Origin of the sequence: Mycobacterium sp. Root265 (assembly GCF_001428895.1) — a bacterium.
In the GTDB taxonomy this organism is placed as follows: Bacteria; Actinomycetota; Actinomycetes; order Mycobacteriales; family Mycobacteriaceae; genus Mycobacterium.
This window is the reverse complement of the sequence record NZ_LMJA01000022.1, coordinates 134,243-147,022: the sequence shown is the minus strand read 5'-3', so window position 1 is coordinate 147,022 and position 12,780 is coordinate 134,243. Positions and strand designations below refer to the sequence as shown.

10 protein-coding genes are annotated in these 12,780 nt (G+C 69.0%); 8 read left to right on the top strand and 2 right to left on the bottom strand.

The features are described 5' to 3' along the window. Positions 1-15: 15 nt before the first annotated feature. Positions 16-1,548: an acetyl-CoA acetyltransferase gene (locus ASE48_RS17235; protein ID WP_057168321.1), complete on the top strand. Its 1,533-nt coding sequence runs from the start codon at positions 16-18 to the stop codon at positions 1,546-1,548. Position 1,549: 1 nt separating this feature from the next. On the opposite strand, the gene ASE48_RS17230 is transcribed toward ASE48_RS17235, so the two are convergent. Next, positions 1,550-2,398 carry an LLM class F420-dependent oxidoreductase gene (locus tag ASE48_RS17230; RefSeq protein WP_057168320.1) on the bottom strand — a complete coding sequence of 283 codons (849 nt, stop codon included), beginning with the start codon at positions 2,396-2,398 and terminating at the stop codon, positions 1,550-1,552. 115 nt (positions 2,399-2,513) lie between these two features. Here ASE48_RS17230 and sfnG point away from each other — a divergent pair, with 115 nt between their 5' ends. The 5 genes from sfnG (at position 2,514) to purH (ending at position 8,237) form a co-directional block, all read left to right on the top strand. After that, positions 2,514-3,644, top strand: a complete 1,131-nt coding sequence (gene sfnG / locus ASE48_RS17225) for a dimethylsulfone monooxygenase SfnG (protein WP_057168599.1) — start codon at positions 2,514-2,516, stop codon at positions 3,642-3,644. 57 nt (positions 3,645-3,701) lie between these two features. Then, on the top strand, positions 3,702-4,583 hold the full coding sequence (locus ASE48_RS17220; protein ID WP_057168319.1) for a DUF5336 domain-containing protein: 882 nt from the start codon (positions 3,702-3,704) through the stop codon (positions 4,581-4,583). A gap of 63 nt (positions 4,584-4,646) precedes the next feature. Beyond that, positions 4,647-6,035 (top strand): cell division protein PerM, encoded by a 1,389-nt coding sequence (locus ASE48_RS17215; RefSeq protein WP_057168598.1) that lies wholly within the window; start codon positions 4,647-4,649, stop codon positions 6,033-6,035. 10 nt (positions 6,036-6,045) lie between these two features. Beyond that, the gene (gene purN, locus ASE48_RS17210; protein WP_057168318.1) at positions 6,046-6,678 is read left to right on the top strand and encodes a phosphoribosylglycinamide formyltransferase; all 633 of its coding nucleotides are present in this window, start codon (positions 6,046-6,048) and stop codon (positions 6,676-6,678) included. Further along, on the top strand, positions 6,675-8,237 hold the full coding sequence (purH, locus tag ASE48_RS17205) for a bifunctional phosphoribosylaminoimidazolecarboxamide formyltransferase/IMP cyclohydrolase (RefSeq protein WP_057168317.1): 1,563 nt from the start codon (positions 6,675-6,677) through the stop codon (positions 8,235-8,237). Before purN ends, purH begins: the two co-directional genes overlap by 4 nt. Positions 8,238-8,316: 79 nt before the next feature. Here purH and ASE48_RS17200 read toward each other — a convergent pair whose 3' ends face one another. Continuing rightward, positions 8,317-9,339 (bottom strand): alpha/beta hydrolase, encoded by a 1,023-nt coding sequence (locus ASE48_RS17200; RefSeq protein WP_442928729.1) that lies wholly within the window; start codon positions 9,337-9,339, stop codon positions 8,317-8,319. Between the two features lie 84 nt (positions 9,340-9,423). Here ASE48_RS17200 and ASE48_RS17195 point away from each other — a divergent pair, with 84 nt between their 5' ends. Next, the gene (locus tag ASE48_RS17195) at positions 9,424-10,806 is read left to right on the top strand and encodes an ATP-binding protein (protein WP_057168596.1); all 1,383 of its coding nucleotides are present in this window, start codon (positions 9,424-9,426) and stop codon (positions 10,804-10,806) included. Next, on the top strand, positions 10,781-12,763 hold the full coding sequence (locus tag ASE48_RS17190; RefSeq protein WP_156409249.1) for a vWA domain-containing protein: 1,983 nt from the start codon (positions 10,781-10,783) through the stop codon (positions 12,761-12,763). Before ASE48_RS17195 ends, ASE48_RS17190 begins: the two co-directional genes overlap by 26 nt. The last annotated feature ends 17 nt before the right edge of the window (positions 12,764-12,780 follow it).

The following is a 12,780-nucleotide window of genomic DNA, read 5'->3' as shown; positions in this document are numbered from 1 at the left end:
GTCAGGAGGCCTGTAATGGTGGATCCGCGTACGCCGGTGATCGTCGGTGTCGGACAGTTCACCGAGCGCGTCGACGCGCCGGACTATCGAGGGATGTCGTCGGTCGAGCTGGCCACCGAGGCGGTGCGGGCCGCGCTGGCCGACACCGGCGCCGACGTATCCGCGGTGGCCGAGGCGATCGAGGTCTTCGTCGCGCTCCGGCAGTTCGAGATCTGCACACCGTTCTCCGAAGCGCCGCTGGGGTGCTCGGACAACTACCCGCGTTCGGTCGCCGCCCGCATCGGCGCCGACCCGGCCCGCGCGGTGCTCGAACCGCTGGGCGGGCACGGATCGCAGAAGGTGGTGACCGAGTTCTCCGGTGCCATCGCGGCCGGGGATGCCGAGGTGGTGCTGGTGCTCGGCTCCGAGAACGGTTCCACGCTGCGCTATTTCGCCGGCCGTGATGCCTTACCCGATCACTCCGAACAGGTTGGCGGTCAACTCGAGGACCGCGGGTACGGCTTCGATCAGTACATGAACGAGTACACCGCCAAGCACGGATTGACCGGTGCGCCGGTGCAATACGGTCTGCTGGACAATGCGCGCCGGGCCCGCCTCGGCGCGACGGTGGACGACTACCGCCGAGACATGGCCGAGTTGTTCGCGCCGTTCTCCGAAGTTGCCGCCCGGAACCCGCTGTCGTCGTCTCCGGTGCAACGCTCCGTCGACGAACTGCTCACCGTGACCGCCGAGAACCGGATGATCTGCGATCCCTACCCGCGGTTGATGGTGGCCCGCGATCAGGTGAACCAGGGTGCCGCCGTGCTGATCATGTCGGTGGCCGCGGCCCGCAGACTATCGGTGCCCGAGGACAAATGGGTGTACCTGCACGGCCACGCCGACATGGTGGAGCAGCAGCTGCTCGACCGGGAGGACCTCAGCGCCAGCTTCTCTGCGGAAAAAGCTGTGGCAGAGGCGCTTCGGGTGGCCGGAATAGGCCTGGCCGAGGTGTCCACCTTCGACCTGTACAGCTGCTTCCCGTTCCCGGTGTTCTCCGTCTGCGATTCGACCGGGCTGGCGACCGATGATCCGCGCGGCCTCACCCTGACCGGCGGGCTTCCGTACTTCGGCGGCCCGGGCAACAGCTACTCCGTCCATGGCATCGCCGAGACGGTCGCCCACATGCGGGCCCAGCCGGGCGCATTCGGCCTCGTCGGCGCCAACGGTGGTGTGATGAGCAAGTATTCGGTCGGGGTGTACTCGACCACACCCGCCGAGTGGAAAGCCGACGACAGCAAGGCGCGGCAGGCCGAGATTGCCGCGCTGCCCACGGTGCCCGTCACGCGCGACGCCGACGGCACAGGCGTCATCGAGACGTACTCGGTGCGCTACGACTGGCCCGAGACCACCGGCGTCATCATCGGCCGGCTGGAGGCCGACAACTCCCGGTTCATGGCGCTGAGCACCGACGAAGCGCTGGTGGCGCTGATGTCCGACGGTGATCCGCTGGGGGCGCGCATCGAGGTGAAGTCCACCGAGGACGGCATCAACCAGGCGTCCCTGGCCTAGCTCAGACCAGTTGGGCGAGCTTGCCCGCCAGCCGCTCCACGTAGGCGCCGACTTCGGCCTCGGGCTTGTCGGGCAGCCCGAACAGCACCTCGGTGACGCCGAGATCGCGCCAGTGGGCCAGCTTCTCGGGATCCGGCTTGAAGTCCAGCGCCACAATCTGCGGGGCGCCCTCGCGGCCGGCGGCGGCCCAGGTGTCCTGCAGCAGCTTCACCGGCTCATCGATGTTGAAGTCCCGCGGGGTGGTGATCCAGCCGTCGGCCGACTTCGCGATCCACTTGAAGTTCTTCTCGGTGCCCGCCGCGCCGACCAGTACCGGGATGTGTGACTGCACCGGCTTGGGCCACGCCCAGCTAGGGCCGAAGTTCACGAATTCACCGTCGTAGGAGGCTTCTTCCTCGGTCCACAGCGAGCGCATGGCCTCCAGGTATTCGCGCAGCATGGTGCGGCGGCGGCCCGGCGGGACCTTGTGGTCGGCCAATTCGTCGGTGTTCCAGCCGAATCCGACGCCCAGGCTGACGCGCCCCCCGGACAGGTGATCCAGCGTCGCGATCGACTTGGCCAGCGTGATCGGGTCGTGCTCCACGGGCAGGGCCACCGCGGTGGACAGCCGGACCCGGCTGGTCACGGCGGCCGCGGTGCCCAGGCTGACCCAGGGATCGAGGGTGCGCATGTAACGGTCGTCGGGCAGGGACTCGTCGCCGGTCGTCGGGTGCGCCGCCTCCCGCTTGATCGGGATGTGCGTGTGCTCGGGCACGTAGAAGGTGGTGAAACCGTGGTCATCGGCCAGTTTGGCCGCCGGCGCCGGGGCGATGCCGCGGTCACTGGTGAAAAGTACGAGCCCGTAGTCCATGCCCAGAATTAGAACGTGTTCTAGTCCGCCAGCGCAAGGCCGGGCCGCAAGCCGTTCCGTTCAGCCCGATCGTTACTGGTGACGAAGGGGCGCCCGGGCTGCTGCCATGGCACCCATGACGACCGAACGCATCGCCGACCACACCACGTTCGCCTACTGGGTGCCCAACGTCAGCGGCGGCCTGGTGACCAGCGATATCGAGCAGCGCACCGACTGGAACTACGAGTACAACAAGAAGCTGGCGCAGACCGCGGAGAACAACGGGTTCGAGTACGCGCTGTCCCAGGTGCGCTACGAGGCCAGCTACGGCGCCGAGTACCAGCACGAGTCGACCAGCTTCAGCCTGGCGCTGCTGCTGGCCACCGAACGCCTCAAGGTGATCGCCGCGGTGCATCCGGGCCTGTGGCAGCCCGCGGTGCTGGCCAAGCTGGGGGCCACGGCCGACCATCTGAGCAACGGCCGGTTCGCCGTCAACGTGGTGTCCGGATGGTTCAAGGACGAGTTCACCCATCTGGGCGAGCCATGGCTGGAACACGACGAGCGCTACCGGCGCAGCGCGGAGTTCCTGCAGGTGCTGCGCAAAATCTGGACCGAGGATGACGTGGATTTCCGCGGCGACTTCTACCGCATCCACGACTTCACGCTGAAGCCCAAGCCGCTGAACACCGCCGACCGTCCCAACCCGGAACTGTTCCAGGGCGGCAACTCCACCGCCGCGCGCCGCAACGGCGGCCTGTACTCGGACTGGTACTTCTCCAACGGCAAGGACTTCGCCGGCATCACCGAGCAGGTGGTGGAGGTGCGCGACCATGCCCGCACCGTGGGGCGCGAGGTCAAGGTGGGGCTGAACGGGTTCATCATTGCCCGCGACACCGAGAAGGAAGCCCGCGACACCCTGCGCGAGATCATCGAGAAGGCCAACAAGCCGGCCGTCGAGGGCTTCCGCGGCGCCGTGCAGCAGGCCGGCAGTTCCACCGGGGACAAGAAGGGAATGTGGGCGGACTCGTCCTTCGAGGATCTCGTCCAATACAACGACGGATTCCGCACCCAACTCATCGGGACCCCGGAACAGATCGCCGAGCGGATCGCGGCGTACCGCAAACGCGGCGTGGACCTCATCCTGGGCGGCTTCCTCCACTTCCAGGAGGAAATCGAGTACTTCGGGCAAAAAGTGCTGCCGCTGGTCCGGGAAATCGAGGCAGCCGATCAGACGGCTCCGGACGCTCCGGTGCTCGTATCGGCCTGAGCCGCCGCCCAGCAGGGTGCGCTAGCGTGGGTTCGAAATCGCTCACACAGGAGAGTCATGACTTACCCGCCCGGTAACCCCGGATATCCGCCTGCCCAGCAGGGCAACCAGTACGCGCCCACCCAGCAGTACGGCGAGCCCGCAGAGGTAGGCCCCAGCAAGCTGCCTGTCTACCTGACCGCCGCCGTCGCAGTGTTCGGTCTGGCGACCTACGCGTTCAATTTCGGTCCGTTGCTGACCATCAGCAACTCGGACTTCCCGCAGTTCGGCAGCGCCAGCGGCAGCACCCCGGGCCTCGGCCTGGCGGTCGCGGCCTCGGTGCTCGCCGCGCTGCTGGCCGGTGTCGGTCTGCTGCCCAAGCAGAAGGCCCGTACCGGTCTGGTCGCCGTCGCGTCCACGCTGTCCTTCCTGCTGGTGCTGGCCGAGGTCATCAACGCCCCGGCCGGGCTGTCCATCGGCTGGGGGCTGTACCTGGTCATCGCCACCACCCTGCTGCAGACCGGTGCCTCCATCGCCGCACTGCTGTTCGACGCGGGTGTGCTCTCGCCGCCGGCGCCCAAGCCCCGCTACGAGCAGCAGCAGCCCTACGGCCAGTACGGCGCGCCGTACTACGGCCAGCCCGGCGGGCAGCAGCAGTACGGCGCCCCGACCCATCAGCCGCAGCAGCAGCGTCCCGGTTACCCGTCGCAGTACGGCTACCAGGGCGCCCCGAACACCGGTGGATTCCAGTCCGCCGCCGGTGCCCCCGGTTCGCACAACGGGCCGCCGACGCCGCCCACCGGTTTCCCGGCGTTCGGTCAGCCGTCCAGGGCGAGCGAAGCGACGGGATATGAGCCGCAGGGTTCCTCGGCGCCGACCGCCGCGGTTCCGTCGCAGTCGGCCGCGACACCGCCGAGCCACCCCGAGTCCTCACCGCAGTCCGGCACGCCCTCGTCGTAGTCTGGGCGTCGCGCACCCGGACGTCGGATGCGCCGACGCGCGCGAGGAGCGACCCAGCTAGTGGTGGACAACCGGTCAGTCGGTACCCGACAGGCTCGCGACCTGCTCAGGGTCGCGTTCGGGCCGTCGGTCGTCGCGCTCGGCGTGATCGCGGCGGTGACGCTGATCCAGCTGCTCATCGCCAACAGCGACATGACCGGCGCGTTCGGCGCCATCGCCAGCATGTGGCTGGGCGTGCACCAGGTTCCGGTCTCCATCGGCGGCCGCGAACTCGGTGTGATGCCGCTGCTGCCGGTGCTGCTGATGGTGTGGGGCACCGCGCGCACCACCGCGGCCGCGGCGTCACGGTCCTCCTGGTTCGTCATCCGCTGGGTGGTGGCCTCGGCGCTGGGCGGACCGCTGCTCATCGCGGCGCTGGCGCTGGCCGTCATCCACGACGCGGCCTCGGTGATCACCGAACTGCAGACCCCCGACGCCTCGCGGGCGTTCGCCGGGGTGCTCGCGGTGCACGCCATCGGCGCGCTGATCGGCGTCGCGATGGCGGGCCGTCTGCTCACCTTGTCGTGGGTGCCGCACTGGCTGCCCGAGTCGCTGCGGGCCGCCGCGGCCGGGGTGCTGGCGTTGCTCGGCCTGTCCGGTGTGGTGGCCGCCGGCTCGATCGTCGTGCACTGGGGAACCATGCACGACCTGTTCGGTATCACCGACTCGATGTTCGGCCAGTTCAGCCTGGCCCTGCTCTCGGCGCTCTACATCCCCAACGTGCTGGTCGGGACGGCCGCCGTCGCGGTGGGTTCCAGCGCCCACATCGGGCTGGCCAACTTCAGTTCCTTCACCGTGCTGGGCGGCGACATCCCGGCCGTGCCGGTGCTCGCCGCGGTGCCCACACCGCCGCTGGGCCCGATCTGGGTGGCCTTGCTGATCGTGGCCGCGGTCTCGGCGGTGGCGCTGGGCCAGCAGTGTGCGCGCCGGGCGGTGCCCTGGCCGACCGCCGCCGCGAAGCTCGCGGTGGCCGCCATGGTGGCCGGGCTGACCATGGCACTGCTCGGATACGCCGGTGGCGGGCGGCTCGGTAACTTCGGCGACGTCGGCGTCGATCAGGTCACCTTCGGGCCCGCGGTGTTCCTGTGGTTCCTGTCCATCGGTGGGCTGACGGTCGTGATGGCCGGCGGCCTGGTGCGCAGGCCGAAGCGGGTGAAACCGGTCCCGGCTCCGACCCCCGAACCAGAACCCGAGTACGAGGACGATTTCGGGGAGGAGGACGCGATCACCGATATCGTGCTGTTCGATGCGCAGGCCGAGTTGCCCGAGCACGCCGAGTCCTTCGAACTGGGCACACCGCCGCCGCCCGCCGAGGTGCATGACGACCCGCTGCTGGACCCCGAGGAGCACTTCATGGTCGACGGCGATCTTCCCGGCGCGACCGCTGAAAAGCCGCGCGATCAGGACGACTAGGCTGCTGCGGGTGCAGCAGCGACCACTCCGCGTACCGGCGACCGCGCCGGCCCGGCTGGTGGTCCTGGCCTCGGGTACCGGATCGCTGCTGGCTTCGTTGCTGGAGGCCGCCGCCGGGGACTACCCGGGGCGGGTGGTGGCCGTCGGGGCCGATCGGGCCTGCCCGGCGCTCGAGGTCGCGGCCGAGGCGTCGATCCCGTCGTTTCAGGTGCGCCTGGGCGATCATCCGGATCGCGCCGCCTGGGATACCGCGCTGACCGAGGCCGTCGCGCAGCACACACCGGACCTGGTGGTCAGCGCGGGTTTCATGAAAATTTTTGGGCAGGAATTCCTTTCGCGCTTCGAAGGCCGGATCGTGAACACCCATCCGGCGCTGCTGCCCGCCTTCCCCGGTGCGCATGCGGTACCCGATGCCATCGACTACGGCGTGCGCGTGACCGGGTGCACCGTGCACCTGGTCGACAGCGGGGTGGATACCGGGCCGATCCTGGCGCAGGAGGCCGTGGCGGTGTACGAGGATGACACCGCAGAGACATTGCACGAACGCATCAAGGACGTCGAACGACGACTGTTGGTGGACGTGCTGGCCGCGCTGGCGACGCGCGGTGTGACCTGGACCGGACGAAAGGCGATTCTGGGATGAGTGACAAGCGGCCGATCCGGCGTGCGTTGATCAGTGTGTACGACAAGACGGGGTTGGTGGACCTGGCCCGCGGACTGCACGAGGCGGGCGTGAGCATCGTCTCCACCGGCTCGACCGCGAAAACCATTGCCGGAGCCGGTGTCCCGGTGACTCCGGTGGAGGATGTCACCGGTTTCCCCGAGGTGCTCGACGGCCGGGTGAAGACGCTGCACCCGAAGGTGCACGCCGGTGTGCTCGCCGACCTGCGCAAGCCCGAGCACGAGGCGGCGCTGACCGAACTGGGTATCGCGCCTTTCGAACTCGTGGTGGTGAACCTGTACCCGTTCAGCGAGACGGTGGCCTCGGGCGCCGGGCCCGACGAGTGCGTCGAGCAGATCGACATCGGCGGCCCGTCGATGGTGCGGGCGGCCGCGAAGAACCATCCCAGCGTCGCAGTGGTCGTCGACCCGCTCGGGTATGACGGTGTGCTGGCCGCGGTGCGTGCCGGCGGATTCACCCTGGCCGAGCGGAAGAAGCTGGCGGCGTTGGCCTTCCAGCACACCGCCGAGTACGACGTGGCGGTGGCGGGCTGGATGGTCTCGGTGCTCGCCCCCGAGGAGGGCGACGCAGAGCTGCCGCGCTGGGTGGGGTCGACCTCGCGCCGGAGTGCGGTGCTGCGCTACGGCGAGAACCCGCACCAGAAGGCCGCGCTGTACCGCGACGACTCAGGCTGGCCGGGCCTGGCGCAGGCCGAGCAGTTGCACGGCAAGGAGATGTCCTACAACAACTACACCGACGCCGACGCCGCCTGGCGGGCCGCGTTCGACCACGAGCAGACCTGTGTGGCGATCATCAAACACGCCAACCCGTGCGGTATCGCGGTGTCCTCGGAGTCGGTCGCCGATGCGCACGCCAAGGCGCACGCGTGTGATCCGTTGTCCGCCTTCGGTGGAGTGATCGCCACCAACACCACCGTCAGCGTGGAGATGGCCGAGACGGTGGCCGACATCTTCACCGAGGTGATCGTCGCGCCGGCCTATGCGCCCGGTGCGGTGGAGGCGCTGACCAAGAAGAAGAACATCCGCATCCTGGTGGCCGCCGAGCCGGAGGGTGCTGCTGTCGATTTGCGGCCGATCAGCGGCGGGCTGCTGGTGCAGGAGCGCGACGCACTCGACGCCGAGGGCGACGATCCGAACAACTGGACGCTGGCCACCGGGGACCCGGCCGACCCGGCGACGCTGGCCGATCTGGTCTTCGCCTGGCGTGCGGGCCGCGCGGTGAAATCCAACGCCATCGTGGTCGCCAAGGACGGCGCCACCGTCGGCGTCGGCATGGGACAGGTCAACCGGGTGGACGCCGCGCGGCTGGCGGTGGAGCGGGCCGGTGAGCGCACCCAGGGCGCGGTGGCGTCCTCGGATGCGTTCTTCCCGTTCCCGGACGGTCTGCAGACGCTGATCGACGCCGGGGTGAAGGCGGTCGTGCATCCGGGTGGATCGGTGCGCGACGACGAGGTGACCGCGGCGGCAACGGCGGCGGGGATCACGCTGTACCTCACCGGCGCACGGCATTTCGCGCACTAGCGCCTACGCCGAGTGGCCACTTATTGCACGGGATCTCGCAGAATCTGTGTGATGAGTGGCCATTCGGCCAATAGGGGAGTCAAGCGGTGGCCTCGTGGCTCTCGGCGGCGGTCACATGCCCGATGAAGGACGCGATCTCCTCGACCGCGCGCCGGGCATCGGGGTTGACGTCGAAGGACAGCTGGAACATGTGCATCGCCTTGTCCCACACCTGGACCCACACATCGACGCCCGCGGCGGTGAGCTGGTCGGCCAGCACGAAGGTGTCATTGCGCAGCATCTCGTTGGTGCCGATCTGCAGCAGGAACGGGCCCAGCCCGGCCGCGTTGGACTCGGCGGGCATGATCGGCACCGGCCGGGTCCCGTTCACGGTGGCGAACACGTCGTAGATGAACTTGACCGTCATGAACGGGAACAGCACATCTTTGTGATCCCGCAGGGCGCGGTACTTGAGATCCATGTCGGCGGACGTCAACGCCGACAACAGCACCTGCCCGGCGGGCACCGTCAGACCGGCGTCGCGGATGGCCAGTGCGGTGTCGGCGGCGATCAGCCCGCCCGCCGAGTCACCGGCGAGCACGATGCGGCCGGGCTGGAAACCCAGCGCCAGCGCGTGCCGGTAGGCGTCCAGCCCGTCCTCGACGGCCTCGTCGATGCTGGCCTGCGGTGCCAGCCGGTAGCCGACGTTGAGCACCCGGGCACCCGTGGCGGCCGACAGCTTCGAGACGAACCGGCGGTGTGAGTTCAGGCCGAGCGTCACCAACGCCGATCCGTGGAAATAGATGATCACCTGATCGGAATCCGTGGCAACGGGTGCCGCCACCCACTCGGCGGGGCAGTGCGGCAGCCGTTCGGGGGTGACGACGGTGCCGGGCAGCGGCCTGATCAGACGCAGCGGACGGTCGATGGTGTCGAGGTGCGCGCGCTGCAGTCCGGCCGGCCAGATCCGGTTGATGAGCAGGCCGATGAGGGTGAGTAATCCCAGCACCGGACGCAGCGTCAGTGCGGTCGACACACCCAGCGCCCGGGACTGCCACGATGCCGGGCCGAAGCTCACTGTGCTGGGCCGATCACGCCACTCATGCAAGTTCACGGTACCCATGGTACTGGGTAGTTTTCTCACAGCGAACCGGTGATCAGTCAGGTGGGCAAGCCCGCAGCCGAGAGCAGTCGTAGCGTGGAGCTTGTGACGTCACCTAACGACCTGCCCCGTACCCTCGGCGAGCTGCGCGCCTCCGGCCATCAGGAGCGCGGCATCAAGCAGGAACTCCGGGAGAACCTGCTGGCTCGACTGTCGAACGGCGAGGAGATCTGGACCGGTCTCTTCGGTTTTGAGGACACCGTCCTGCCGCAGGTGGAGCGCGCCCTGATCGCCGGTCACGATTTCGTCCTGCTCGGTGAGCGCGGCCAGGGCAAGACCCGGCTGCTGCGCTCGCTGGTCGGGCTGCTCGACGAGTGGACGCCGGTGATCGAAGGCTCCGAACTGCGCGAGCACCCCTATTCCCCGATCACGCCGGAATCGACCCGCCGGGCCGCCGCCTCGGGCGACGGCCTGCCGATCGTGTGGATCCACCGCAGCGAGCGCTACACCGAGAAGCTGGCCACTCCGGACACCAGCGTGGCCGACCTGGTCGGCGACATCGACCCCATCAAGGTCGCCGAAGGCCGCAGCCTCGGTGACCCGGAAACCATCGCCTACGGCCTCATCCCGCGCTCGCACCGCGGCATCGTCGCGGTCAACGAGCTGCCCGACCTCGCCGAGCGCATCCAGGTCGCGATGCTCAACGTGATGGAGGAGCGCGACATCCAGGTGCGCGGCTACACGCTGCGGCTGCCACTGGATGTGCTCGTGGTGGCCAGCGCCAACCCCGAGGACTACACCAACCGCGGCCGCATCATCACCCCGCTCAAGGACCGCTTCGGCGCCGAGATCCGCACCCACTACCCGCTGGAACTCGACGCCGAGGTCGGTGTCATCTCCCAGGAGGCGCACCTGTCGGCCGAGGTCCCCGAATATCTGCTGGCCGTCATCGCCCGGTTCGCGCGCGCACTTCGTGAGTCCACCGCCGTCGATCAGCGCTCAGGTGTCTCGGCGCGCTTCGCCATCGCCGCGGCCGAGACGGTGGCGGCCTCGGCCCGCCACCGTGGCGCCATCCTCGGTGAGCAGGACCCGGTGGCCAGGGTGGTCGACCTCGGCACCGTGATCGACGTGCTGCGCGGCAAGCTGGAGTTCGAATCCGGTGAAGAAGGCCGCGAGCAGGCGGTGATGGAGCACCTGCTGCGCCGCGCCACCGCCGACACCGCGTCCCGTGCGCTCGGCGGTATCGACGTCGGGCCGCTGGTGGCCGCCGTGGAGGCCGGGTCACCGGTGACGACGGGGGAGCGGGTGTCGGCCAAGGATGTGCTGGCCGCGCTGCCCGAACTGCCGGTGCTCGACGAGATCGCCGAGCGCCTCGGCGCGCAGACCGAGGGCCAGCGCGCGGCCGCGGTGGAGCTCGTGCTGGAGGGCCTGTACCTGGCCAAGCGCATCGACAAGCAATCCGATGAGGGTGAAACCGTCTATGGCTAAACGCCTTTCCAGGTATTCGCGGTACTCCGGCGGCCCCGATCCGCTGGCGCCGCCGGTCGATCTGCGGGAGGCGCTCGACGCGATCGGCGAGGACGTCATGTCCGGCGCCTCGCCGCGCCGGGCGCTGCAGGAGCTGATGCGCCGCGGCACCGAGAACATGACCGGGGCCGACCGGCTGGCCGCCGAGGTCAACCGCCGGCGCCGGGAACTGTTGCAGCGCAACAACCTCGACGGCACCCTGGCCGAGGTCAAGAAGCTACTCGACGAGGCCGTGCTGGCCGAGCGCAAGGAACTGGCCCGGGCGCTGGACGATGACGCCCGCTTCGACGAGATGCAGATGGAGGCACTGTCCCCGTCGCCGGCCAAAGCAGTCCAGGAACTCGCCGAATATGACTGGCGCTCACCGGAAGCCCGGGAGAAGTACGACCAGATCAAGGATCTGCTCGGCAGGGAGATGCTCGATCAGCGCTTCGCCGGCATGAAGGAGGCGATGCAGAACGCCACCGATGAGGACCGGCAGGCGATCAACAAGATGCTCGACGATCTCAACGAGCTGCTGGAGAAGCACGCAGCGGGCGAGGACACCGAGGAGGACTTCGAGAAGTTCATGGCCGAACACGGCCAGCATTTCCCGGAGAACCCGCGCAATGTCGACGAGTTGATGGACTCGCTGGCCAAGCGGTCCGCCGCCGCCCAACGTTTCCGCAACAGCCTGTCCGAATCCCAGCGTGCCGAGCTGGATGCGCTGGCGCAGCAGGCTTTCGGGTCCCCGTCGCTGATGAACGCACTGAACCGGCTGGACGCCAACCTGCAGGCGGCCCGGCCGGGCGAGGACTGGTCGGGCTCCGAGGAGTTCAGCGGCGACGACCCGATGGGCATGGGCCAGGGCACCCAGGCGCTGGCCGATATCAGCGAGCTGGAGCAGCTGGCCGAACAGCTGTCGCAGAGCTACGCCGGCGCGTCCATGGAGGACGTGGACCTGGACATGCTGGCCCGCCAGCTCGGTGACGAGGCCGCGGTCAACGCGCGCACCCTCGCCGATCTGGAGCGGGCGCTGACCGATCAGGGATTCCTGGACCGCGGTTCCGACGGCCAGTTCCGGCTGTCGCCCAAGGCGATGCGGCAGCTCGGGCAGACCGCGCTACGTGATGTGGCGCAACAGCTTTCCGGCCGCCACGGTGAACGCGATACCCGCCGTGCCGGCGCCGCGGGAGAGTTGACCGGTGCCACCCGGCCGTGGGCCTTCGGGGACACCGAACCATGGAACGTCACCCGCACGATCACCAATGCGGTGCTGCGCCAAGCCGGTTCGGGGACCATCGACGGGCCGGTGCGATTCAGCGTCGAGGACGTCGAGATCTCCGAGACCGAGACCCGCACCCAGTCGGCCGTGGCGCTGCTGGTGGACACCAGCTTCTCCATGGTGATGGAGAACCGGTGGCTGCCGATGAAGCGCACCGCGCTGGCCCTCAACCATCTGGTGAGCACCCGTTTCCGTTCCGACGACCTGGAGATCATCGCGTTCGGCAGGCACGCGCGCACCGTCAGCGCCGCCGAACTGACCGCGCTGGAGGGCGTGCGCGACCAGGGCACCAACCTGCACCACGCGCTGGCGCTGGCCGCCCGGCATCTGCGGCGCCACCCCAACGCGCAGCCGGTGGTGATGATCGTGACCGACGGCGAGCCGACCGCGCACCTGGAGGATTTCGGCGACGGGGCCGAGGCGTTCTTCTACTACCCGCCGCATCCGCGCACCATCGCGCTGACGGTGAAGGGCTTCGACGAGCTGGCCGCACTCGGTGCGCAGTTGACGATCTTCCGCCTCGGCAGCGATCCCGGATTGGCTCGGTTCATCGATCAGGTGGCGCGACGCGTCGGTGGCCGGGTGGTGGTGCCGGACCTGGACGGGCTGGGCGCGGCGGTGGTCGGGGACTACCTGCGGGCACGCCGCCGCTGATCTGCTCTCAGGCTTGC